The sequence below is a fragment of the Haoranjiania flava genome, from assembly GCF_025631005.1.
In the GTDB taxonomy this organism is placed as follows: domain Bacteria; phylum Bacteroidota; class Bacteroidia; order Chitinophagales; family Chitinophagaceae; genus Haoranjiania; species Haoranjiania flava.
Genome location: NZ_JAOTPL010000006.1, coordinates 148,261 through 173,469 on the forward strand (window position 1 = coordinate 148,261; position 25,209 = coordinate 173,469).

19 protein-coding genes and 2 tRNA genes are annotated in these 25,209 nt (G+C 41.8%); 13 read left to right on the top strand and 8 right to left on the bottom strand.

Features of this window, described 5'->3' with window-relative positions; genetic code table 11:
• Positions 1 to 180: 180 nt before the first annotated feature.
• Positions 181 to 1,341 (bottom strand): histidine decarboxylase, encoded by a 1,161-nt coding sequence (locus OD355_RS06330; RefSeq protein ID WP_263037617.1) that lies wholly within the window; start codon positions 1,339 to 1,341, stop codon positions 181 to 183.
• Positions 1,342 to 1,513: 172 nt separating this feature from the next.
• Between OD355_RS06330 and OD355_RS06335 the strand changes: the two genes are divergently transcribed.
• Positions 1,514 to 1,981 (top strand): Lrp/AsnC family transcriptional regulator, encoded by a 468-nt coding sequence (locus OD355_RS06335; protein ID WP_263037618.1) that lies wholly within the window; start codon positions 1,514 to 1,516, stop codon positions 1,979 to 1,981.
• Positions 1,982 to 2,012: 31 nt separating this feature from the next.
• Complete coding sequence (gene hemW / locus OD355_RS06340) at positions 2,013 to 3,131, top strand: radical SAM family heme chaperone HemW (protein ID WP_263037619.1); 1,119 nt, start codon at positions 2,013 to 2,015, stop codon at positions 3,129 to 3,131.
• On the opposite strand, the gene OD355_RS06345 is transcribed toward hemW, so the two are convergent.
• Genes OD355_RS06345 through alaS form a run of 4 tightly spaced genes read right to left on the bottom strand, consistent with a single transcriptional unit; the run spans position 3,132 to position 9,973 of the window.
• Positions 3,132 to 4,124 (bottom strand): NAD(P)H-dependent glycerol-3-phosphate dehydrogenase, encoded by a 993-nt coding sequence (locus OD355_RS06345; RefSeq protein WP_263037620.1) that lies wholly within the window; start codon positions 4,122 to 4,124, stop codon positions 3,132 to 3,134.
• Between the two features lie 23 nt (positions 4,125 to 4,147).
• A complete protein-coding gene (locus tag OD355_RS06350) occupies positions 4,148 to 6,289 on the bottom strand; it encodes a S46 family peptidase (RefSeq protein ID WP_263037621.1) in 2,142 nt (713 codons plus the stop codon).
• A 47-nt stretch (positions 6,290 to 6,336) separates the two neighbouring features.
• On the bottom strand, positions 6,337 to 7,323 hold the full coding sequence (gene mgrA, locus OD355_RS06355) for an L-glyceraldehyde 3-phosphate reductase (protein ID WP_263037622.1): 987 nt from the start codon (positions 7,321 to 7,323) through the stop codon (positions 6,337 to 6,339).
• 10 nt (positions 7,324 to 7,333) lie between these two features.
• Positions 7,334 to 9,973 (bottom strand): alanine--tRNA ligase, encoded by a 2,640-nt coding sequence (gene alaS / locus OD355_RS06360; RefSeq protein ID WP_263037623.1) that lies wholly within the window; start codon positions 9,971 to 9,973, stop codon positions 7,334 to 7,336.
• A gap of 206 nt (positions 9,974 to 10,179) precedes the next feature.
• Here alaS and OD355_RS06365 point away from each other — a divergent pair, with 206 nt between their 5' ends.
• From OD355_RS06365 to OD355_RS06400, 7 genes are all read left to right on the top strand, one after another.
• Positions 10,180 to 11,274, top strand: a complete 1,095-nt coding sequence (locus OD355_RS06365) for a DNA topoisomerase IB (RefSeq protein ID WP_263037624.1) — start codon at positions 10,180 to 10,182, stop codon at positions 11,272 to 11,274.
• An 88-nt stretch (positions 11,275 to 11,362) separates the two neighbouring features.
• Positions 11,363 to 12,250 (top strand): methylated-DNA--[protein]-cysteine S-methyltransferase, encoded by an 888-nt coding sequence (locus OD355_RS13890; RefSeq protein WP_317619107.1) that lies wholly within the window; start codon positions 11,363 to 11,365, stop codon positions 12,248 to 12,250.
• A gap of 84 nt (positions 12,251 to 12,334) precedes the next feature.
• A tRNA-Gln gene (locus OD355_RS06380) sits at positions 12,335 to 12,407 on the top strand.
• Between the two features lie 517 nt (positions 12,408 to 12,924).
• Positions 12,925 to 13,173: a hypothetical protein gene (locus tag OD355_RS06385; RefSeq protein WP_263037625.1), complete on the top strand. Its 249-nt coding sequence runs from the start codon at positions 12,925 to 12,927 to the stop codon at positions 13,171 to 13,173.
• A 674-nt stretch (positions 13,174 to 13,847) separates the two neighbouring features.
• Positions 13,848 to 15,965: a ribonucleoside triphosphate reductase gene (locus OD355_RS06390; protein WP_263037626.1), complete on the top strand. Its 2,118-nt coding sequence runs from the start codon at positions 13,848 to 13,850 to the stop codon at positions 15,963 to 15,965.
• The gene (gene nrdD, locus OD355_RS06395) at positions 15,952 to 16,131 is read left to right on the top strand and encodes an anaerobic ribonucleoside-triphosphate reductase (protein ID WP_263037627.1); all 180 of its coding nucleotides are present in this window, start codon (positions 15,952 to 15,954) and stop codon (positions 16,129 to 16,131) included. The genes OD355_RS06390 and nrdD overlap by 14 nt, the downstream gene beginning before the upstream one ends.
• A 12-nt stretch (positions 16,132 to 16,143) precedes the next feature.
• A complete protein-coding gene (locus tag OD355_RS06400) occupies positions 16,144 to 16,821 on the top strand; it encodes an anaerobic ribonucleoside-triphosphate reductase activating protein (RefSeq protein WP_263037628.1) in 678 nt (225 codons plus the stop codon).
• Between the two features lie 376 nt (positions 16,822 to 17,197).
• Here the strand turns inward: OD355_RS06400 and OD355_RS06405 are convergent, their stop codons facing one another.
• Positions 17,198 to 20,500 (bottom strand): TonB-dependent receptor, encoded by a 3,303-nt coding sequence (locus OD355_RS06405; RefSeq protein ID WP_263037629.1) that lies wholly within the window; start codon positions 20,498 to 20,500, stop codon positions 17,198 to 17,200.
• A 427-nt stretch (positions 20,501 to 20,927) separates the two neighbouring features.
• Positions 20,928 to 22,694 carry an arginine--tRNA ligase gene (gene argS / locus OD355_RS06410; RefSeq protein ID WP_263037630.1) on the bottom strand — a complete coding sequence of 589 codons (1,767 nt, stop codon included), beginning with the start codon at positions 22,692 to 22,694 and terminating at the stop codon, positions 20,928 to 20,930.
• A 225-nt stretch (positions 22,695 to 22,919) separates the two neighbouring features.
• Between argS and OD355_RS06415 the strand changes: the two genes are divergently transcribed.
• The 3 genes from OD355_RS06415 (at position 22,920) to OD355_RS06425 (ending at position 24,524) form a co-directional block, all read left to right on the top strand.
• Positions 22,920 to 23,309 (top strand): hypothetical protein, encoded by a 390-nt coding sequence (locus OD355_RS06415; RefSeq protein ID WP_263037631.1) that lies wholly within the window; start codon positions 22,920 to 22,922, stop codon positions 23,307 to 23,309.
• Positions 23,310 to 23,569: 260 nt separating this feature from the next.
• Positions 23,570 to 23,938 carry a hypothetical protein gene (locus OD355_RS06420; protein ID WP_263037632.1) on the top strand — a complete coding sequence of 123 codons (369 nt, stop codon included), beginning with the start codon at positions 23,570 to 23,572 and terminating at the stop codon, positions 23,936 to 23,938.
• Positions 23,939 to 24,026: 88 nt separating this feature from the next.
• On the top strand, positions 24,027 to 24,524 hold the full coding sequence (locus tag OD355_RS06425; RefSeq protein WP_263037635.1) for a GtrA family protein: 498 nt from the start codon (positions 24,027 to 24,029) through the stop codon (positions 24,522 to 24,524).
• On the opposite strand, the gene OD355_RS06430 is transcribed toward OD355_RS06425, so the two are convergent.
• Positions 24,495 to 24,659: a DUF6728 family protein gene (locus OD355_RS06430; RefSeq protein WP_263037633.1), complete on the bottom strand. Its 165-nt coding sequence runs from the start codon at positions 24,657 to 24,659 to the stop codon at positions 24,495 to 24,497. The genes OD355_RS06425 and OD355_RS06430 overlap by 30 nt on opposite strands.
• A 158-nt stretch (positions 24,660 to 24,817) precedes the next feature.
• On the opposite strand from OD355_RS06430, the gene OD355_RS06435 reads away from it, so the two are divergent.
• Positions 24,818 to 24,891: transfer RNA gene (locus OD355_RS06435), tRNA-Ala, on the top strand.
• Positions 24,892 to 25,209: the final 318 nt, after the last annotated feature.

The window sequence follows — 25,209 nt, forward strand, 5'->3', positions numbered from 1 at the left end:
ATCCAAGCGGATTACAGGCGATCGCTAAAAATAATTATTTACAAAAAAAGAGGCTGCCTCAAAAGTCCGAGACAGTCTCTTTTTATTCGGGTAGGTGATGGAGAATGAAATCAAATACGCAATTCTCAGAGCCTTCAAAAACCTTTTGAGACAGCCTCTCATACAAACGTACAAGCAATATTAAGATGCTGTTGTGATGTATAAATTGGGTGATGCGTTTTCTTCTGTGTGATGCTCAACCTCTTCGTGATCATTTTTCAGCGCTTCAATCAACTGGTCTATTTGTTCTTTTTTAATGCCGGGTACACAGATCACATGGCTGATATTTTCATCAGATGCCAACTGGAACCTGTTCCTGATCTTTAAGGAAGGCTTTGGGAAAACTACGGTAAGGCCATCATTATTGCGCCAGGCTTTAATGCCGATTTTATTCATTTCATCTTCCGTATATTTTGCCAGCGCCTGAGATTCTTTGGTTCTTTTGATCAGCCCTTCCACACCCTGCTTTTGAATAAAATCCCAGATAAAAAGCGGTGTCATACCATTTCTTGAACCGGTAATGGTTGTATCCAGCGTATCTACATACGATATGGAATGCGCCACCCGGTCCCTGTGATTTCTTTTCACCAGCACAAGCCCGCATGGAATGGGGCTCCCGAGAAATTTGTGCCCTGAAATTGAAATGCTGTCTACACCTTCAGAAAAATCAAATTTTGGCCCGCCCTCAATAAACGGCGCCAGCGCTCCTAAAAATGCTGCATCGCAATGAATATAAAAATCTTTGATCGCATATTTTTTAATGATCTTTTTTATTTCATCCAGCTTATCTACAGCTTCGGTCATAGTAGTGCCGATGTTCAGGAAAAATATAGCAGGATGATCTCTCTTTAGCGCGATGGTGCTGTCAAGATCATCATAATCCATCTCGCCGTTTTCGCGGGCCCGGATCACGATGTTGGGAATCTGTAAAAGATGCAGGTTTTTCTTTACGCTGTAGTGCGTACTTTCCGAATAATAAACTATCGCGTGCGGAAAAGCTTCCCTGGCTACATACAACCCATAGAGGTTACCTTCCGTACCGCCATTGGTTACATATCCCCAGACTTTTTTTGGGTCGCCTTTTAGTATTCTGGTAAAGAATTGCACGCACTTGATCTCGATATCTTTTGTATCAATTGCCAGTGTAGAGGGCGACTCCGGGTCTCCGACATTGTTGATGACATAATTTAAAAACGGCGCAAAATCTTCATAGGAGAAATCTTTTGCCAACGGGTAGCCTAAGAAAGCATTGGATGCCTGTTTTATCCTTTGAAATACGTCTAATTTCCAGTCGTTGTTCATGGTTATAAATTTCCTACGAAATTAACAGCAAAATGTAATTATTTTGGTAATAAGGAAATAATAAGATAATATTTGCCATATGGTTTACCTTTAGAGAATATTATTCTCCAAAGCTGCAACCAGCATATGCTTTACAGCATAAAATTGTTCAGGAAAATTTCAAATATTGTTTATGATACATATTGATGCTACAGACAAGCTGATCTTAAAAGAACTTGTAAAAAATGGCAAACAAAGCATGAAAGAGATTTCAGCTAAAGTAAACCTCTCTCCTACACCTGTGTATGACAGGATAAAAAAACTGGAGAATGAAGGTATTATAGAAAAATACGCAGCAATCATTGACCCGGAAAAATTAGGCTTTGAGCTGGTTGTTTACATGCAGATAAAACTCATCAGGCACCAGGAAGAATTGTTCAAGCAATTTGCAGAGCATATCATGCAATTTGAAGAAGTGGTAGAGGTAGTGATGGTCTCCGGTGAATACGATGCTTTGATGAAGCTTTATCTTAAAGATATGACTGAATACAATGATTTTGTGCTGAAGAAAATTTCTAAAATAGACATCATATCTCATGTTATCAGTAGTTTTGTACTCAGCAGTATCTCGGGCAATATTCAGGCAATTATGCCGAGGTAGTAACTGCACATTGTTTTAAAACAGAATTTAATTGTCAATATACATTCATATACCTTATTGCAGAAAGGCGTGCCATTATTGCAATTTTCATTTTTCTACAACCAGACATCAGCTTAAAGCTATGATTGATGCGGTTTGTAATGAAATAAAGCTGCAAAGAAATTATGTTGCGCAACCTTTGGAAACCATTTATTTCGGCGGCGGAACTCCATCCATACTGGATACGGATGATATTGATAAGATCTTTACAGCCATACATCAAAACTTTTCTGTTGCTGCTGATCCGGAAATAACTATAGAAACAAATCCTGACGATATCACTGTTGAAAACCTAAAAGCATGGAAGCTGAATGGCATCAACCGTTTGAGCATGGGCATACAATCTTTTTTCAATGATGATCTGCAATGGATGAACAGGGCACACAATGCATCTCAGGCTGTCAATGCCATAAAACTTGCCCAGGATGCCGGCTTCTGCAATATCACCATTGACCTGATCTATGGTACACCCACCCTGCCGGATCATAAATGGATACAAAATTTAACCACAGCCATTTCGCTGCACATTCCTCATTTATCCTGCTATGCACTAACGGTTGAACATAAAACCGCACTTCATAAATTTATAGAAAAAGGAAAAATTAACAACATCAGTGCGGAGCAGCAGGCAAGGCAATTTGAACTATTGATGAAAGCCGCCCGTACAGCAGGATACGAGCATTACGAAATATCAAATTTTGCCAAACCCGGTTTCAGAAGCAGGCATAACAGCAACTACTGGTCAGGCAAAGAATACCTGGGCATTGGCCCCTCTGCACATTCATTCAATGGTAGTGAAAGAAGATGGAATATTGCCAACAATGCACTGTATATACAATCGCTGGAAAAAAATATTGTGCCGTTTGAGGTTGAAATACTTTCCGAAGAAAACAAGATGAATGAGTACATCATGACTAGCCTGCGTACCTCGGAAGGGTTTGATCTTAACTACTTCTCCAGGCGTTTTGGCGAGCAAAAAGCACAAACCATAAAGGCAAGCGCTCAGAGGTGGATGAAACAGCAATGGCTTGTGCAGCGGGAAGCACATTTTATTTTAACGGATGCCGGAAAGCTAATGGCAGACGGCATTGCAGCCGATCTCTTTTTCTGATTACACCAGGTTTTGTTCCAGCTTCCTGAATACTTCCCTGGCAGGCGCATTAGTCCACAACACGTCATAAACGGCTTTCGCAATTGGTATATCGCAACCAAAACTTTTATTGATATTGTGGATGCACTTGCTGGCATTGTAGCCTTCTGCTTCCATATTCAGCTCAAGCCTGGTTGCTTTTACAGAATAGCCTTTGCCGATCATGGTACCAAACATCCTGTTGCGGCTGTACAGAGAATAACAGGTAACCAGCAGGTCTCCCAAGTATACGGATACTGCATATTTCACTTCATCTTTATTGGGCGATACTTTATTAAGGAAGCGCTCCATTTCATTGGCGCAATTAGCAATAAAAACGCTCAGAAAGTTATCGCCATATTCCAGGCCGGTTGCAATTCCTGCACCAAGTGCATAGATATTTTTCAAGACGGCTGCGTATTGAACTCCGTATAAATCTTTATTGGTACGGGCATTGATATAATCATTCTGAAAAGTGGCTGCAATTTTAGCAGTAAATTCTTCATCAACACCCGAAAACGTAAGATACGAGAGCTTTTCAGAGGCTACCTCTTCTGCATGGCAAGGCCCGAGCAGCGTAAAATAGTCTGCTATATCCACATCAAATTTCCTGATGAGATAATCTAACAGCAGTTCATCGGCCCCGGGCAAAATACCTTTCACTGCAGAAACAACCTTTTTATTTTTCAGTGCATCCGCAGGCAGGCAATCAAAAGCTTTTTCCACGTAAGCAGACGGAACTACTACAATTAACACAGTGCAGGCATTTACCACATCTTCTATATTTTCTTTCAGCTCAAGCTGAGCTGTATTAAAAACCGTCTTAGACAAATAATTGGGATTTATACCTTTGCTGCGGATTTCCTTAATGTTATCTGCATTGCGAAACCACCAGTAAATTTTATTACCATTGTCCGTAAGAATTTTAGCAATAGCTGTAGCCCAGCTACCACTGCCCATAACGCCTATCTGCATAGTGTTTGTTTAAAAATTATACTTTACCTGTCTACGATTTTCATTTCTTTCAGCAACCATTTAGCATCGGCGAACTTATCAACGATGAATAGGATGTAACGCACGTCAACCATAATGTTCCTGCATATTTCCGGGTCGTAATTAAGATCAGACATAGTACCTTCCCACTGCCTGTCGAAGTTCAGGCCTACCAGGTTGCCGTTGGCATCTATTGCCGGGCTTCCCGAATTACCGCCCGTAGTATGGCTCGTGGAAGTAAATGCCAGCGGCACATCGCCTGTGCGGTCTTTATATTTTCCAAAATCTTTTTTATTGTACAATGTTATCAGCTTTGCCGGCACATCAAACTCATAGTCACCTGCTACGTATTTTTCCATTACGCCTTTCAGGTAGGTTTGGGGTAAATATTCAACTGCATCACGCGGCCTGGAACCTTTTACTTTTCCATAGGTAACACGCAATGTGGAGTTGGCATCAGGAAAGAAAACCTTATTTTTATCTGTCTGCATTTGCAGCGCCATGTATTCTTTTTGAAGATCGTCTATCTCATCCTGGATATCGTTGTATTTACCTGCTACACGATCATTGAAATGATCGCGCAGTTGGCGCGCCAGCATTATAAGTCTATCTTTTTTTAAAGTAGCTATCAATTGTTCTTCATCTGCGAATACTTTCTCCAGATTGCTGTTCACGGTTTCGCCGTTGAACCTGGCAAGGCCCGATACCAGAGAGGTTTTATACATCTCTGTAATCACCGGCAGGTTTTGAGCTGCGTCTTTGAAACCATTTGCTTTAGCGGGTAAAAACTGCTGCGGAATTTTAGCGGCTGTTAAAGCCAGCAGCTCCGAAGTGATCTGCGCATCAAGCATAGGATCGAAATCTACATAAATGCCCTGTAAGGTAGAGAGGTAGCGGCTTTTTGTTTCCGGCTTCCATCTTCCTGTTGCATACAGATCCATGAAATTGTTGTAATGCATGGCAAGCTTTAAGCCTTCGGCATTCCTGATCAGCTCATCGTAATAGGCTTTGGTTAATCCATAGGGAGCCTGCTGATTGTACAGGTTTATAAAAGAACTTAATACTGCAGCGATCCTTGGATTCTTGGCAGACAGCGCCTGCTCGTATGTTTTTCTTTTTTCAACTGCATTACTTTTCCGCAATCCCTGGTTCTCTCCTATCCATTTTTTCCAGTAGTTGGCAATGGAAGCAAATTTAGAGGCATACTTAATGCGGGTAGCCTCATCGGTACGCATCTTTTCTCCCATGATTTTCAAGGCAGCGTCACGCACTTCTATACGTGCCGGGTTTGTTTCTTTTTGCAATTTTTCCAATGCAATTGCAGGCAGGTATTCATCTGTAGATCCAGGGAAGCCGTAGACAAACACAAAGTCATTTTCTTTAATGCCTTTGGAAGAAACAGGCAGGAAATATTTGGGCTTGTAAGGCACATTGCTTTCTGCATATTCGGCAGGTTTATTATTCTTATCCGCATAAACGCGGAACAGGGCAAAATCGCCTGTATGTCGCGGCCACACCCAATTATCAGTATCTGCACCAAACTTACCAATGGCTTCCGGAGGTGTGCCTACCAGGCGCACATCTTTGAAGGTTTCCTGTACAATCAGGTAGTATTTGTTGCCTTTGTAAAAGGGCCTGATAAAAGCAGTCTGATAAGTATCCGGTTTATAATTAGCAAGATAGGTATCCACATTTTTTTTGATCATGTTCCTGCGCGCTTCGCCGCTCAACGCCTGGGCGCCTGCTACAACTGCTGAAGTTACATCTTTTACATCTACGATAAATGTTGCCGTAAGACCCGGATTTGGAAGTTCTTCCTTCATATTTTTTGCCCAGAAACCATTTTTCAGCAGATCATTTTCTATTGACGAATGGCGCTGGATGCTTCCGTAACCGCAATGGTGATTGGTTAGCAACAGTCCCTTACCGGAAATGATCTCACCGGTGCAGCCTCCGCCGAAATGTACCACTGCATCCTTGATACTGGGAACGGTGGCGCTAAAAATATCTTTGGCAGATATTTTCATGCCCATCTGTTTCATTTCTTTTTCATTGAGCTCGTTGGGGATCCACATACCGCCGGACTGCTGAGCCAATGAGGCTAAGGACACAGAGAGAAAAAAGATAAGTAATTGTAGTTGTTTCATTATTTTTATTTAATTACAGATTTCAAATTGCAGAGTGCAAAATTGCTTTAGTCTTTTAAAATATTTTCTATTGTATTTAATTCTTCACTATCAAAATCAACGTTGTTGAGGCATTGCAGGGAATCAAGCAACTGAGCGGAACTGCTGGCGCCTACAAGTACAGAGGTCACCCGCTTATCTTTCAGTATCCAGCTCAAAGCCATTTGTGCCAATGATTGTCCGCGTTGCAGCGCAAGCGTATTCAGGCGTGTGATCTTCGATAATACAGATTGTGTAATGGCTTCCCGCTTTAAAAAACCGTGTACTTTACCGGCACGTGAATCTGATGGAATGCCTTGTAAATATTTGTTGGTGAGCAACCCCTGCGCCAGCGGGGAGAAAGGAATGCAGCCAACACCTTCTGCTTCCAGCAGATCAAGCAAACCTTCTTCCACCCATCTTTCAAACATAGAATATTTGGGTTGATGAATAATACACGGTGTGCCCAACGAACGTAAAATATCAATAGCCTTTTTAGCTTCTTCAGGGCGATAGTTTGAAATACCTATGTACAAAGCCTTTCCGCGGCGTACGATCAAATCCAGCGCAGACATGGTTTCTTCCAGCGGCGTATCCGGATCTGGGCGATGGTGGTAAAAAATATCCACGTATTCCAGGCGCATCCGTTTCAGGCTCTGGTCAAGGCTCGATACTATATATTTTTTAGAGCCCCAGTTGCCGTAAGGCCCATCCCACATCAGGTAGCCGGCTTTGGTAGAGATGATCATTTCATCGCGGTGGGTGTAAAAGTCTTCGTGCAATATTTTACCGAAATTAATTTCTGCACTGCCCGGAGGCGGGCCGTAATTATTGGCCAGGTCAAAATGAGTGATGCCGTTATCAAACGCGGTATGCAGCGTTTTCCTGTATACCTCACTATCATCCACATCACCGAAGTTGTGCCATAAACCCAGTGATAGTGCGGGCAACAGCAAACCGCTGTTACCACAACGGCGATACTGCATCCGGTTGTATTTGTCTGCCGTGTATTGCATGGAATTATTTTTATAATAATGCTTTGACTGTTTCAATAACCTTTGCCAGATTTGTAACATCGTGCCCGCCTGCGGTAGCAAGCGCCTTCTGGCCACCGCCACCGCCTTTGATCAACGGAGCGATTTGTTGTTTAATGATCTTTCCTGCATCCAGTGATTTTTCTTCGGCAAGCTTTTCATCCAATAAAACCGCTACTGCTGCCTTGCCTGCAATATTTGCCGTAAGCACCACCAGGTAGTTCTCCTTCAGCAACGGCTTCATATCAAAACAAATCTTCTTTAAGGCCTCGGCGCTACTTGCTTCTATCTGCTGACCAACAAAGTTTACACCATTAACAATTTCAACTTTCGATGCCAGTTCTTTAGAAACAGCCGCCATTTCCCTGGCTTCATAGGCTTCTATTTTCTTTTCCAGCGCTGCTTTATCCTCTATTAACTTTTCTACAGACTTTACCGGGTCTTTGGTTTTCAAAATCTCGGTGATGGCTTTGCTTTCATGCATTTTTTGTGTACAGAAACGCACCGCTGCTGCGCCTGTCAGCGCTTCTATGCGGCGCACACCGGCAGCTACAGCCGTTTCGGAAGTAATCACAAATGTGCCGATCTCGCCTGTGTGGTGTACATGCGTGCCGCCGCAAAGCTCTATTGAGAATATGCCGCCAATAGTTACCACGCGAACTATATCACCGTATTTTTCCCCGAAAAGCGCCATAGCTCCTGATTCCAGCGCGGACTCTTTAGACTTTTCTTCTATTACCACAGAGAGGTTTTCCCTGATCTTTTTATTGACTATATCCGTGATGGCGTCCAGTTCTTGATCAGAGATTTTTGCAAAGTGCGATACATCAAAGCGCAATACCTCTTCATTTACCAGCGATCCTTTTTGATTTACATGATTGCCCAGTACCTGCTTCAGCGCGGCATGCAACAAGTGTGTAGCTGTGTGGTTGTAAGCCGTGTGTAATCTTTTATCTGCGCTTACTTCTGCCCTGATCTCAGCAGACATGTCGGTAAACAATTTATCAGTAAAATGAATGATCAGGTCATTTTCTTTTTTGGTATCGGTCACATAAATGCTTTCATCGCCAGCTTTCAATACGCCCCTGTCTCCTGCCTGCCCGCCGCTTTCTGCATAGAATGGTGTGGCTTCCAGCACTACCTGGTATTGCTCTTTATTTTTCGCTTTTACTTTCCTGTACTTAATGATCCTGGTCTGTACAGATAGACGGTCATATCCTACAAATGAAGAACGTTCTGCCTCATTCACCACAGTCCAATCACCCGCATCTATTGCTGTTGCCTGCCTTGAACGGTTTTTTTGCTGTTGCATCTCTGCTTCAAAGCCTGTCTCGTCTACAGCCAGGTTATTTTCTGTTGCAATCAGTCGTGTCAGGTCAATGGGAAAGCCGTATGTATCGTATAATTCAAAAGCTTCCTTACCGCCGATAATTTCAGCGCTGCCTGCTTTTGAAATAATATCGTCTATTCTCTTCAGACCCTTTTCCAATGTTCTCAGGAAAGCCTCTTCTTCTTCTTTGATAACCTTTGCTACAAAATCCTGCTGGTTTTTTAATTCCGGGAAAACATGCTGAAACTGGCCGGCAATAAATAAAACCAACTGGTACAACAGCGGTTGTTTATAATCCAGGTACGAATAGTAATACCTCACAGCGCGGCGAAGTATACGGCGTACAACATAGCCTGCACCTGTGTTTGAGGGCAGCTGGCCATCGGCAATGGTGAAACAGATGGCACGTATGTGATCTGAAATTACACGGAAAGCAACAGAGGTTTTTGAGTCATCATTGTCGTATTCTTTGTCAACAATTTTTCCGATTGCTTTTATGGTTCCGGTGAAAACATCTGTATCGTAGTTGGATGTTTTGCTTTGCAACACACGCACCAGCCTTTCAAAGCCCATTCCTGTATCTACATGCCGTGCGGGTAGTTTCTGCAATGTACCGTCTTTTAAACGGTTAAATTCCATGAATACATTATTCCAGATCTCTATCACTTGCGGATGATCGGCATTTACCAGTGTTTTACCTTCCATGCTTTTGCGCTCTTCCTCTGTACGGCAGTCCACGTGTATCTCAGAGCAGGGGCCGCATGGGCCGGTATCGCCCATTTCCCAAAAATTATCTTTCTTCTTTCCACGGATGATGCGGTCTTCTGCAATCCAGTTTTTCCATTCGTTGTACGCCTCTTCATCAAAAGGCAGGCCTTCCTTTTCATCACCTTCAAAAACAGAAACGTACAGGCGGTCTTTATCAATTTTAAACACCTTTGTAAGCAATTCCCAGCTCCAGGCTATGGCTTCCTTTTTGAAGTAGCCAGCCTGCGGGTTGCCCGGATCGCCAAAGCTCCAGTTGCCCAGCATTTCAAACATGGTATGATGATACGTGTCTACGCCTACTTCCTCCAGGTCGTTGTGCTTGCCGCTAACGCGTAAACATTTCTGGGTATCTGCCACGCGCGGGTACGCCGGCTTTCTGTTGCCTAAAAAATAATCTTTGAACTGGTTCATACCTGCATTGGTAAAAAGCAATGTAGGATCGTTCTTAACCACAATGGGTGCAGAAGGTACTATATGATGTTCTTTTGATTTAAAAAAATCCAGGAATTGCTGACGTATCTCCGATGATGTCATAGTAAACTTTGCGTTATAAATTACGAATTATATGCGGCGAAGTTAAGAAAAATAAGCGCGCTATGGCTATATCAATGCTACTTTTCAGTGGCTTGATTTGTAATGGATAGACAATAGCTTACGGCTCAGTTGCAGGAAATACCAAACTACGGAGACAGCATTTTTCGGCACGAAATTTAATGCTATTACTTCTACAACACTCACCCATGACAGAGGTAGAAAGCATAATTGAAAAAATAACGCCGAAGAAAATAGAAAAAATACTACGCGATCCCAGGCAGACAGCAAAGGCAGTAAATCTCGTTTACGTAAATGACTCAGAGCAGCCGGGAATTAACCGCAGGAAGAAAGGTAAAAAGTTTGCCTATTATTTTAATGAAAAAGAAGTAAAAGACCAGGCACAGGTGGACCGCATTAAAAAGCTGGTGATACCTCCTGCCTGGGAAAACGTATGGATATGCGCATTGGAAAACGGCCACCTGCAGGCTACCGGCTTGGATGCTAAAAACCGCAAGCAATACCGTTACCATCCTGTATGGAATGCATTGAGAAACCATACCAAATTTTACAGGATGCTGCAGTTCGGCCAGGCATTGCCCGCTATCCGCCTGCAACTGGAAAAAGACCTTTCGCTGCCGGGGCTGCAACAAAGAAAAGTTTTAGCTGCCGTAGTAAGCCTGATGGAACGTACCAACATTCGCGTGGGCAACAATATCTATGAAAAACTCTACGGTTCGTTTGGCCTCACAACACTGAAAGACAAGCATGTAAACGTATCAGGCACGCATGTAAAGTTTGTCTTTAAAGGTAAAAAGGGCGTGATGCATGATGTGGAGCTGAAACACAGGAAACTGGCCAAGATCGTACAGGCCTGCAAGGAAATCCCGGGTAAAGAGCTCTTTCAATACTACGATGAAAACAACAACCGCCAATGCATAGACTCCGGCATGGTAAATAATTACATTAAAGAGATCAGTGGCGACGACTTTACCGCGAAAGATTTCAGGACCTGGGCAGGCACGGTAAATGCTTTCCTGGCATTTAAAGAATTAGGACTGGCAGAAACTGATACTGAAACAAAAAAGAAGATCGTGGAAGCGTTGGATTGTGTAGCCAAACATTTGGGCAATACACGTACAGTATGCAAAAAATATTATGTACACCCGCTCATCATCAGCCTGTATGAAAATAAAAGCATTCAAAAATATATGGATGAGCTGGATACCATTGAAATAGACGACAACAAGGCAGATCTGACCAAAGAGGAAAAAATAATCATGAAAATACTGGAAGGTAAGTAGCCGCAAAACCGCTGCGCACCATGCAACCTTGAAAACCGCAAGTATCGGGCTATTTTTTTGGCAGCTAACAGGTATTTTTGTAAAAAAAGTGCAACAGAAACCATCTATAGATTATGAGCGCGTAGCAGAAGCTATCAACTATTTAAAGCTGCATTTTAAAGACCAGCCACGGCTCAGTGAGTTGGCATCCATTGTGCATTTAAGCCCTTATCATTTTCAAAGAATATTCACCGAATGGGCCGGCACCAGCCCCAAGAAATTCCTGCAGTACATAACAGTGGAACACGCTAAAAAAATGTTAGCTGAGCAGGCAACTTTACTGGAAACTGCTTATGAAACCGGGCTTTCAGGCACCGGACGCTTGCATGATCTCTTTGTAAATATTGAAGGCATGACGCCGGCAGAATATAAAAACGGCGGCGCTAACCTGCATATTCATTATGAATTTTACAGCACTGTTTTTGGTAAACTGTTTGTAGCATCTACACCGAAAGGTATATGCTATGCTGCATTCGTAGAGAACAATCACCCGCTCAAAGCGCTGCAGTCAATATTCCCAAATGCCATGTTTTTTCAGTCAAAAGATCCGTTGCACGAGAAAGCTTTGGCCATATTTACGCATAACCACAATCATCTTGCGCAAATAAAATTACATTTGAAGGGTACTGACTTTCAATTAAAAGTATGGAATGCTCTGCTTGGTATTCCTGCAGGTAAATTAACTACTTACAGCGCCATAGCCGACCGTGTCAGTAAGCCAAATGCGGCAAGAGCAGTGGGCACAGCTATAGGCAGTAACCCGGTAGCTTATCTGATTCCCTGCCACCGGGTAATCAGGTCTAACGGCATTTTCGGTGAGTACATGTGGGGCAATACCCGCAAAACCGCGATGATAGGCTGGGAAATGAGTAAGGTTAATGTTGGTGATAATCTTCCCAGAAATGCGTTATGTACAAACTGCATTGATCAAAGATGAATGATAGCGAACACAATCATTTTTGTACAATAAAAGTCAGCAGCCGTTTTTTATTTTAAAAAATGTTTTAAATTTGCACTGCACTGTCCAATGGTGTAATTGGCAACACAACTGACTCTGGATCAGTAGAGTCCAGGTTCGACCCCTGGTTGGACAACACGAAAGCCGCATAAACAGTACGTTTGGCGGCTTTTCTATTATAGCCAATAACAAATCATCACATATTTATCAATTTCTATAATTATTTTTGGTAGTTTTATGCCTCAAAAAAGCCTCACACTATCCCTCAAAAAATAAATACTCGCTATCTTTTATGATTGGCAACCCAGACTTATTAGGCTTGAGCCAAATTTACCTACAGCGAGATCATTTTGTGGAGATAAATTACTACTAAAAAATACCGGTTATTGCTTTCTTTACCGGCTTTGGAATGCAGCCTGTTAGATGGAACTTCAATTGAAGCAAACCCAAATTCTAGGAAAGGCATGGGAAAAGCTGAGTGTACCGGAAGAAAGAATTGCCGCAATTTTTACGATAAAATGAAGAAACCAACATAATAAACTAAATTTATAAATATTTGTTTATTTTTATTATAACGTGAAAAATATACAGGTAAAAATCAGTAACTACATGTAATAAATTATAACTTCGTAGTAGACATTAAACATAATATCATGCAACTAAAAATTAATATTTCCTTAGAGCCGGTTTTTTTGCATGACAAAAAGACAAATGGTTATACTTCATACTTTAGACAATATCCTAATGCTGTTGGAGATGGAGATACTAAAGAAAATTCTTTGGACAACTTAGCCAATGTTTTCCTTATCATGCTGGCGAATGAACCTGAATTAGTAAAAGAAATAATAAAGGATCAGCCAGAAATTAAACTTGATAAAAACCAAAATTTTGAAATTGCATGACAGATATAGCAAATAATTTTAGGTTTTACCTATTCAAGTTGAAAGACGTTCTGGAATCAAAACAATATATTTTAAAGGAAGCACTCGCAAGACCTCGATACAGGTGTTCGGGCAATTTATGAATTTCAAACACTTTTATTGAAAGAGTTAATGATTCTGATTCTTCATGAGTTGATTGTTCGTTGCATACGAGCCAAAAAACTTTCACCAACAGCTTTGCAAAAATCAAGTTTAAAAAAATCACAGCAACAACGCACATACATGTGAATTTATTTTGAAACCATAGTACGAACGATCTTGCACCGTCTATCCGGGTACCGCAGCTCACTTCGCAGTACAGATAACATAGATATTTAGTCTATTGCCTTTCTGAAGTTTATACCATCCTATGAAGTCAATCTTTCAGCCAAATCCCTTGCACCATTACTCAAAATTACCCTTTAATCATCCTGTAATTATACACACCTGTTGATAATTGCTTAAAGCTGCGTCAATAAAGGACTTGTGTATCTTTTTCACACCATGTGTAAAACAATCACTTTCTTTTCTAATTAATTACCTGGATATTTGTCTTACAGCAAAGGAAAAATCACACACAGGAATAGTTTGACACACCACAACGTAGCATTTACAGTACTTGCAGCCAAACCATTCCCAATAAAAGCTTTATAAATATGGAAAGATATGTCATCAAAAGAAACGGCGAATACCAGCCGCTGGAACCCTTTAAAATAGAAGATGCTATTAAAAAAGGATTTTATAGTGTGCAGAAAGAATATAGCCCGGCAATATTTGAAAGCGTAATGCATGCGCTGGACAGCAAAACCACCTGGGCTGTGGAAGAAATACAGGATACTATAGAGAAGGAGCTGTATGATAACAACTATTTTGATGTGATGCGCTCCTTTATGCTGTACAGGCATACAAGAAAGATGCAACGTGAACATATCGGCGGGTTAAACGAAGACACCACCTATGTTGACAGCACGCAAACTATTGAAGAGTATATACATGAAACCGACTGGCGCATCAATGCGAATGCCAACACATCTTATTCAAATGCCGGGCTGGTGAACAATGTGGCAGGAAAAATCATTGCCAACTACTGGCTCGATAAAGTTTATTCCAGGGAAGAAGGCTACGCACACCGCAACGGCGATTATCACATCCATGACCTGGACTGCCTCACCGGCTATTGTGCCGGCTGGAGCCTGCGCGTACTGCTGAATGATGGCTTCAACGGTGTACGCGGACGTGTTGAAAGCCGCCCGCCATCGCACTTTCGCGAGGCGCTGGGACAAATGGCCAACTTCCTCGGCATACTGCAAAGCGAATGGGCCGGCGCACAGGCATTCAGCTCTTTCGACACTTACCTGGCGCCTTATGTTTTTAAGGACAACCTGAGCTTTAATGATGTTTTAAAGGCCGTAAGGAGTTTTGTGTACAACCTCAATGTGCCCGCACGCTGGGGACAGTCGCCATTCACCAATATTACACTCGACTGGATAGTGCCCGCAGACCTCAAAGAGCAGATGCCTACCAAAAACAATCACCACCTGTTTACAGGCATACAGGACGAAGCCCTGTTGAATAAAGCAATTGCGAGAGGAGCAGATCAACTGGTAGACCTGAGATACGAGCATTTCCAGGAAGAGATGAACATGATCAACAAGGCCTACTACACCGTAATGACAGAGGGAGATGCCAACGGACAGCCATTCACTTTCCCGATACCCACGGTAAACATTACCGAAGAATTTGACTGGCATGGTGAAAACACAGACATACTGTTTGAGAACACGGCTAAAATAGGCTCATCTTATTTCCAGAATTTTATAGGCAGCCAGTATATTTTAGATGACAACGGCAATCGCGTAGAAAACCCTGAAGCTTATAAGCCAAATGCTGTAAGGAGCATGTGTTGCAGGTTGCAGCTTGACCTGAGGGAATTGCTCAAAAGAGGCAACGGGCTGTTTGGCAGCGCTGAAATGACAGGAAGCATCGGCGTAGTTACCATCAACATGGCGCGCCTCGGCTACCTGTACAAAGGCAATAAGAAAGGGCTGTTCGAAAGGCTGGATCAGTTACTGTTGCTGGGAAAATCTACCCTGGAAAAGAAAAGGGTGTTTATACAGGATATGTACGAAAGAGGTTTGTACCCTTACACAAAAAGGTACCTGCCGCATTTCAGGAACCACTTTTCTACCATTGGCGTAAATGGTATCAATGAAATGATCGTGAACTACAGCCAGCAGCAGGACAGCATTACAACCGAGACAGGTATTGAGTTTGCTGCCGAAATACTCGATTACATCCGCAACAGGATGAAAGAGTTCCAGGCTGAAACGGGCAACCTCTACAACCTGGAAGCTACCCCGGCGGAAGGCACCACTTACCGGTTTGCCAAGGAAGACAAGAAGCGCTACCCCGACATTATCCAGGCAGGCTTCGATGAAAATATTTATTACACCAACAGTTCACAGATACCTGCAGACCATACCGATGATCCGTTTGAAGCGCTGAGCCTGCAGGACCAGCTGCAATGCAAATATACAGGCGGCACGGTGCTGCATTTGTACATGCGCGAAAAAATAAGCACGGCCGAAGCCTGCCGCAACCTGGTAAAAAAAGTATTGAGCAACTTCCGTCTGCCATACATCACGGTAACGCCTGTGTTCAGTATATGTCCCAAACATGGATACCTGGCAGGCGAACATGAATATTGCCCGAAATGCGATAAAGAATTATTGAATGAATTAAACCAAAATAACAAAAAAAATGAACACTACTAAAACCAAAGAAGCGTTACTACTTGACAGTAACACCGAGAAGCGTACAAAATGCCTTGTGTACACCCGTGTAATGGGCTACCACAGGCCTGTTGAAAGTTTCAATATCGGCAAAAAAGGCGAGCACAAACAAAGAACACTATTCGTGGAAAAGGGCTGTTGCAATTAAGCAAATTCCCGGATGGCCAAGCCTATTTACGATATCACGCCTTTTACACTGATTGACTACCCGGATAAAACAGCCTGCATCATCTGGTTTGCAGGCTGCAATATGCGGTGTGTGTACTGTTACAATCCTGATATTGTTTTAGGCAAAGGAAAAATGTCTTTTGAAGATGTTTGTTTATTTCTGCAAAAAAGGAAAAATCTGCTTGACGGCGTGGTGCTTAGCGGCGGCGAATGCACGATGCACAAACATCTGAAAGAGTTTATAATGCAGATAAAGTCAATGGGATTTCTTGTAAAGATTGATACCAACGGAAGCAACCCTGCCTTGATGCGCTTATTGATTCAAGAGGAATTGGTTGACTACGTATCGCTTGATTTTAAAGCTCCCCCACATCTGTTTAAAGAGATCACACAGTCTGATTTATATAAACCGTTTGAAGAAACGCTGGATATACTTTCCGGCGCTGCCCTGCCCTTTGAAGTAAGGACTACCGTGCATTCGGGCCTATTGCAAAAGAGCGATCTGCACGAGATGATCAGCTACCTGTACGGTAAAAATTACAAGCATATATTTTACATTCAGCAGCACATCAACAATACACGTACACTCGGCAATTTAGCTGCTTCTGACAATGATTTAGACTCCGCAATGTTCGCTGATGAATTGCTGGAAGTAGTGGTAAGAAACTGAAAGAGTAGTTGATGAGCAAAAATCGTCACTACGAAACTTCCGAAAGATGCCGTCGCTGCGAACGAGGTACGAGTGAAGCAATCACAAACCCAACGCATTCCAATAAAGAGATTGCTTCTAAACTTTCGCTATGCTACAGTTTATCGCAATGACGGATAACCAAGATGCCGTCACTGCGAACGAGCTACGAGTGAAGCAGTCTCAAAACACAAACCCATTGCATTCCAATACAGAGATTGCTTCTAAACTTTCGCTATGCTACAGTTTATCGCAATGACGAACTTCCAGGAATGTTGTCACTCAAGAAAAGATAATATACTACAATCAACTAAAAAACCCGCCGAAGCGGGTTTGATAGTATATAGGTTGCAGAAAATTAGAAAGTATATTTCAGTCCCATTTGCATGCTCCATGTACTGTATGTAGACAGGTTTGGTGTAAATGGATTTGTAACCAACGCACCGCCATATTCTCTCATATTGAAAGTTGGAGCACCGTTTACAACACCTTTGAACTGTAAAGGATCTGTAAGTGTTGTGGTCTGACGATATCCCCAGTTTTTCCATTTGCTGTTCAGCATATTTCCGATATTGAATATATCCATGCTGAACTGTAATACTCTTGCAGTTTTGCCAAATTCATTTTTTCTAACCAGCAAATCCTGCAGGAAACGGAAATCAATCTGGTTGTACCATGCAGATGTAGCTCCATAACGGTTTACGTACTGGCCTCTCTTACTGTTTAAGTATTTACTGTTGGATATGAACTCATCATAAGCTGCTTGTTGCTGAGCGACCGTATATTTAGTCGAAGCTATAAATGGCACATCTGCTCCTGAAGGGTAAACGTACATTAATTCAGTATTGCCATCTCCTACAATAGAGCCATTAACATTATAACTGATCAAACCCTGGTGTGCACCTTCATAGAATAACGATAGAGTTGTAGGAAAATTAAATATACCATGCTCTATCCTGTAAGAAGCGTTTGCAATTATCCTATGCGGTATCGCATACTGAGAATTATCCAGCACCTTGTCATTCGGACCATTTACATTATATATAGATTGCCATGCGGAAGTAGCCCTCGAACCCGGATTGGGGCTCACTTCTTTAGCAGCAGAATATGTATAGGCTACTGAACCAAAAAAGCCATTTTCAAATGTTTTAGATAATTGGGCAGTGGCAGAAAACGCACTTCCTTTATTCACGTTCTCTAAAATAATAGGTGTGCCGACTGTGGCTGCCGGATAATAGGTGTCAGCAGTGGTTATACCGTTAGGGTAATAAAATCTTGTATCAGCACCGGTGTATTGAGTAGTAGGCGCTTTCAAATTCGGATTGCGCATTACTACTGCGTTGATATCTTTTGTGTAAATAAGATCAACTGTAGCTATATACCCATTACCAAGCCTTTTGTCTGCACCAAAATTAGTTCTCCATATTTGTGGAAACCTGAAATCCGGATCAATTAAAACAAAATCTCTGGGAACAGTAGTACCTGCTGTTCTTACAAATGCGGGAGACTCTGCATACGCATCAGGATTAGGATCAAACTTTGTAACACCTGCAGCAAGCAAGTCTGCAGCGGTATTAAGCCTTACAGCATTTTGATACATGCCGCTTCCCGAAGGCATATTGGTTAAAAATACAAATGGTATGCGTCCTGTAAATATACCTGTACCACCTCTTAAAGTCAATGACTTGTCACCCATTGCATCCCAGTTAAATCCAACTCTTGGAGAGAACAACGGCCTGTTTTTGGGCCACTTACCGGTGCTGAAAGACTTTATATTTCCGTCTTTATCAGGGAACTGAAGTTCATCTATTTTCGGATTAGCTATGGGCTTCTCGCCATAAATAGGCATGTCCATTCTTATACCGTAAGTCAGTTTAAACTTATCAGTAATATTGTACTCATCCTGCAAGTACGCTCCAAGCTGGCCTAATTTCAATTCAGCAGAAAATACAGCCGGTTTATTTGGCACGAGTGAATAAGTATAACCATAATAAGCAGGAGCTTTTTCATTGAGGAAATCATCTAATGAATTAAAAGCATAGTGTCCCTGAGAACCGCCCATAAACATATTACCTATCTTCTGATGCTCATAGGTGATACCGCCTGTAACTGTATGCCTGCCTGCGTAATAAGTAATGTTGTTGGTAAAATTGATGACATCGTTCACCAATTGGTTATTATTTGTAAAAGGATCGGTACCAAAGCTGATAAAGTTTTGCCCGGCTCCGTTAAAAATATCTACAGTCGGAAAAACTGTTTTGTTGCCATAAGGCTCCCTGATATCGCTTACTTTAGTATAAGTAGCTAAAAACTGGTTGGATAATTCCGGGCTGAACCTGCTGTTCAACTCTAAGGTACCGCTCCTAACAATTCTGTTTGTAGCATAGTTAGAGCTTGAAAATGCCATAGAGTTAGCGCTGAACCTGTTGTTAGGTAAACGTGTTACACCTTTAGCCTGGCCCGTTACTATAATTGGCCCGTTTTGAGGCACACTACTTCCGTTCAACGGACTTACCTGGTAACCTTTATAGTCAGAAAATTTGAGCGTTAGTTTATGGCTGTTATCAATATTCCAGTCAAGTTTAGCTAAAATCTTGCGGTTGTTCTCATCAAAATTCGGAAAATTCTGATATGCACCCAGATCGTAATTGTATTTAGATTTTACAAAATCATATACCTTTTTCAAATCTTCCACCTTAGTGTTTGAAGGATTTCCTACAAATGAAGAGCCAGCAGGAGTGAAGTTAATTCCTGGTCTTGAACTTTTTTCATATTCACCACTTACAAAAAAGAATAATTTATTCTTGATAATTGGCCCGCCCAAAGTAGCACCTACAATAGTATTGCTATTAGCCGTCTTAGTAAGCTCTGTACCATTTACTTTATAACCGTATGAATTCTGATTCCTTAAATAAGTGTAGGCAGAACCATGAAATTGATTAGCACCACTCTTAGTAACTACGTTGATGCCCGCTCCTGTGAAGCCAGACTGGCGCACGTCGAATGGAGCTATGCTTACAGAAACTTCATCAAAGGCATCTAAAGATATTGGAGAACCGCCGCCCGGAGCAAGGTCGCTGCTAAGGCCAAAGTTGTTATTCAAGTTCGCGCCATCAACTCTTAAGTTGTTGTAACGGCCGTCTCTGCCTCCGAAACTATTGCCATTAGCTTGTGGAGTAAGGCGTGTAAAATCATTGATAGAACGTGATATTGTAGGCATAGCTGTTATCTGTGCATTTGTCAGAATGGTTGCAGCTCCTGTCTTCACACTCGCTGCCGTCCTGCTTCTTACGCTTGTAACAACTACTTCATTGCCCGCGTTGACTGTAGATTCATCCATATCCACAACGAGGTCTAAAGGCTGACCCAACAGTAATTGTATATCATCAATTTTTTGAACATTAAACCCAACATAAGACACTTCTAAAACATAAGGGCCACCGATTCTCAATCCTGGGAGATCGAATAAACCGCCGGTACGCGTAATTGTTTTATATACACTACCAGTGGGAAGGTGAGTAGCTGTAACAGAAGCGCCAGTCAACGGATTACCGCTCGGGCCTACAACTGTTCCCGTAATACTACTCGTAGTTACCTGCGCAAACAGTACCGCCGGCAGTAACAACATTAAAAATAATTGTAATGATTTTTTGAATGACATATTAGTTTCATTTGATTCTTGCTGCAAAAGAAACACTTTTATTTATCTTAACAAACTATCGCAATGCCTGTTAATGATAAATTAATAATATGGTACAAAATTGTGGATAAGTTTGGGTAGAGAAAAAATAAAATTGATAGTTAACAGAGACACAATAGGATAATTGGAAAGTGGCAAGTGGAAAATAATAACTGAATTGACAGGTAATCAATTATAAAGCGGTATAACAGATCTTTACGCCTCCCTTGTAAGAAGAGCACGCACCGGAACCTATAAAATATTAAATTGTGAGCTGTATGAAATTTCGTGGCCCATACTACTTTAAAAATAAGGCCATACCTTCTTCTGGCGAAATTGATTTCATTATCAACTTTCAAATTTTCAACTATCCATTATCAACTATCCATTGTCAATTTTCCACTAATAATTACATTCTTTCAGGTACCTGTATGCCCAATAAGCTCATGCCATGCCTGATGGTTTCTGCTGTTTGCCTGGCAAGTTTTACACGAAGGCTTTTTTCGTCCTGTTTTTCTGCATTGGCAATGGAACATTCGGTATAAAAGGCATTGAACTTTTTAGCCAGCTCAAAAATATAAATGGCTATTTTCGATGGATCGTATAATTCAAAAGCTTCCAGGCACACAGCACTATATTGCTCTAAATGCAACAGCACATCTTTCTCGTAACTGTTGAGTGCATAATTCTCGATATGAGAAAAAGTGAAATCGCTTTCGGCTATTTTTCTTAGAATGCTCTTTATCCTGGCATGGGTATATTGTATAAATGGCCCTGTAAAGCCGTGAAAATCTATGCTCTCCTCGGGGTTGAAGATCATTTTCTTTTTAGGATCTACCCTCAGCAGGAAAAACTTCAATGCACCCAGGCCAATTGTGGCGTACAGGTTTTCCAGCTCTTCACCGGTAAAATCTTTTACCTTGCCCAATTCTTCTGTTTTATTGCGTGCAATGCTGATCATTTCTTCCACCAGGTCGTCTGCATCTACTACCGTGCCTTCACGGCTTTTCATTTTACCGGTAGGTAGTTCCACCATACCATAGCTGAGATGGTAAATGCCGTCTGCCGATGCCAGGCCCAGTTTCTGGCAGATCAGTTTCAGTACTTTAAAATGGTAGTTTTGCTCATCGCCTACCACATAAATATTTTTATCAATACCGTATTCCTGCTGCTTGAGCACTGCCAGTGCAATATCCTGGGTGATGTATACCGAGGTGCCGTCTTTGCGTTGCACCAGCTTTTCATCAAGTCCCTCGGAGGTAAGGTCTATCCATACGCTGCCATCTTCTTTCTGAAAAAACACTCCTTTTTGCAGGCCGTCCTCCACCAGGTTTTTACCAAGCAGGTATATTTCACTTTCATAATAAATTTTGTCGAATTTACTGCCTATCGCTTCATAGGTTTTATCAAATCCTTTGTACACCCAGCCGTTCATTTCTTTCCAAAGGCTGATCACCTCAGGCTTTCCGGCTTCCCAGTCGATGAGCATCTGCTGAGCTTCTTTCATAATGGGCGCTTCTTTTTCGGCTTCTGCCTCGCTCATGCCCTGTGCTATCAGCTCGTTTATTTCCTGCTTGTAGGCATCATTGAATTTTACATAATAGTCGCCGACGAAATGATCGCCTTTCTGTGCTGTAGATTGCGGTGTGGCGCCTTTGGCAAACCGCTGCCATGCTACCATGCTTTTACAGATATGTATGCCGCGATCATTGACTACACAGGTTTTTATCACTTCATTGCCGTTGGCTTCAGCAATCTTTGCGATGCTCCATCCAAGAAAGTTGTTCCTTAAATGGCCCAGGTGCAATGGCTTATTGGTATTGGGCGAAGAGTACTCCACCATTATTTTCCGGCCTGTCGGCTGTTGATGCCGGTCTTCATCCAGGAAGTTTATAAAATAGCTGTCTGCTATTTCCAGGTTCAGGAAACCTTTGATAACGTTGTATGAAGTAAAGATCGCCGGATACTTATCCTTGAGATACGTTCCTATCTCATTGCCAACGACTTCCGGAGCTTTTTTTATTTGTTTAATAAAAGAAAATAACACCAGTGTATAATCTCCTTCAAACTCGGGCTTTGTTTCATTGATCAATACTTCATTGACCGGCACGGCCAACTGGTACAATTCTTCCAACGCTTGTGCTGATTTTTCTTTAATTTCACTTACAATATTCATCTCTTTATCTTTTTCCCGAAACAATGCTGCGGCAATCCGGTATTATTTTAAATTAATATACAGGCAGGTAGGTTTTTTACTGATTTTACGATTATTTCATGTAAACTTCATGTTGCCGCTCTAACTTGCCATTAAATTCAGAAATGCAAAAATATGTTTCATTCATTCTTTTTACAAATAAATAAAAATGCATGGTGAAACAAAACCAAAGGAGGAACAGAGATTATGAATAAATTATTTTTCACAGGCGTCATGCTGGCAGTTGCGATTAGCTTTTCAGCCTGTGCCACTTACAATGACGGATACGGCTACAACAACGGCTATGGTTACAACAGGGCTGACGGATATTATCGCAACGGGCATTATTACCGCTACCAGAATGGAAGGTACTATGCAAACCGCGGATATTATTACGATGGCAGGTTTTACCGAGAAAGGCGTTTACCACCCGGACAGGCAAAAAAACTCTACGGCAGCACAAGCGCCAAGCCGTATGCCTACGGCCAGCAAAAAAAATACAACAAAAGGTATGACCAATATGACAGATATGACCGTTATGAAAGAGAGGATAAAAAATACAGGAATAAATATAAGAGATACAAAGACAGAGATTAATTACTATAAATTCTATTAATTAAAAAACACAACAAAAAATAGTCATAAGTAAAGTTGCATACCAACCGCAATGATTATGGCGAAACCAAGTTCACTGCAAGTAATTCTATTTGACGATTAAAAAACAGCCGCAAAGCGGCGAACTAAAATATAGATATATGAAATAGTCATAAGAGTTGCATACCAACTGGTAATGAATAAAACCTATTCCATGTGACCATTGAAAACAGCCGCAAAGCGGCGAACTAAAATATAGATATATGAAAAACCTTAAAATTTCAGCCTTAGCAATATTAGTGAGCGGTGCATTATTGTTTACAGCCACAGACGCTCAGGCACAGAACAGAGGCAACGGCCACAAAGCAAAAAACAACAAAGTGTACGCGCAAAAAAACCGCGACCACGATATGTATGACCGCAACGGCAGGTATGGCCGCAATGACAGGTACCATCGCCGAAGCATTAGGTACGGCACCAATACAGACCTGCCTCCGGGCCAGGCTAAAAAGGTGTACGGCGGAAAAGCTACAGACTATGCTCCTGGCCAGCTTAACAAAAATGAAGGTACCAGGTACGACCGCAGAAGCAGAACTGTATGGGATGATATTTTCGGCACAAGGAGAAGATAATTCACAAACCATATAGAACAATTTTGCTAACTTCGCCACAGTAATGAGGAAGTTGCATCTTTGGTCAAAAAATACGATCTTGCAAACGGTGGATTTCTTTTATCCGCCGTTTCGTCGTTTTTTACCTTTACAGTTATTCCGATATGCTGTATGCGGCGGCGCAAATATGGCGCTGGGCATGTTGCTTTATCCCCTGCTATACAATTTTGTTTTTAAACAATACGCTTTTGTAGAAACTTCTCTGTGGGGTATAAACCTGGCAATCAAGCCTGAGAACGCAGCCCTGCTCTGCAACTTCCTGGTGACCCTGCCTCTGGGTTTTTACCTGAGCATGTACGTGGTGTTTCCGGGCTCTCACCTGCGCAGAAGAATACAGTTTATACGCTATTTTATTGTAGCAATTATTAACCTGGCGCTGAACTACCTGCTGATGAAACTTTTTGTCAGGGTATTCGGCTGGTTCCCCACTCCTTCTTATTGGACTACGGTGGTGATTGTGGTTGCCTTCACTTATTTTGTGCAGAGAAGTTTTACATTCAGGCAGAAGAAAGCAGAGCTAACGCCTTATGAACAGCCTATAGAATAAGATCAGCAAGGCTATCAGGAACAGGATAATGGATACCCTGTTCATCCAATGCATGGCACGCGTGTCAAAGTTGTGCGGAGTTTCCCTTTTCCTGATAAATAAATATTCCAGTATCTGGTTCCAGATCTTTTGCATCTGATAGGTTTTATTTGGTTTGTACAGCAGCCTGTTGTAAAAGTAAGTTTTTTGGCGGTGTTTCCAGATTTTATTTTGCGATTTAATGAAATACTTATTACTTTTGTCGGCCTTTAGCAACCGTATGGCAGCAATGCCGGAAAGTTTAAAAGATATGAGGGGAATTAGCTCAGTTGGCTAGAGCGCTTGCCTGGCAGGCAAGAGGCCACCGGTTCGAATCCGGTATTCTCCACAAGCCAAAAGCCTTGTAAACAGTACGTTTCAGGGCTTTTGTGTTTAAGGACTCTAATTTGTTTTACAAATTGCCCACAAAATTCATTTTCTCTTCTTTTTAGTTGAAAAACCTTAAAATCAATTATTCACACATATTTGTTTGAACTTACACACAACAGGCTATAGATTTTTTGGAATTGCACACAATAGAAGTTAGGATTTACGCACAATCATCCCGGTAAAGCTATATTTGCTCACACCAAACGCCCGCCTGTCAGTGAGAGGAAGCAATGCACAGAAGGTGATTGATTCGCCCGAAAGAGGTTATAGACTTTAG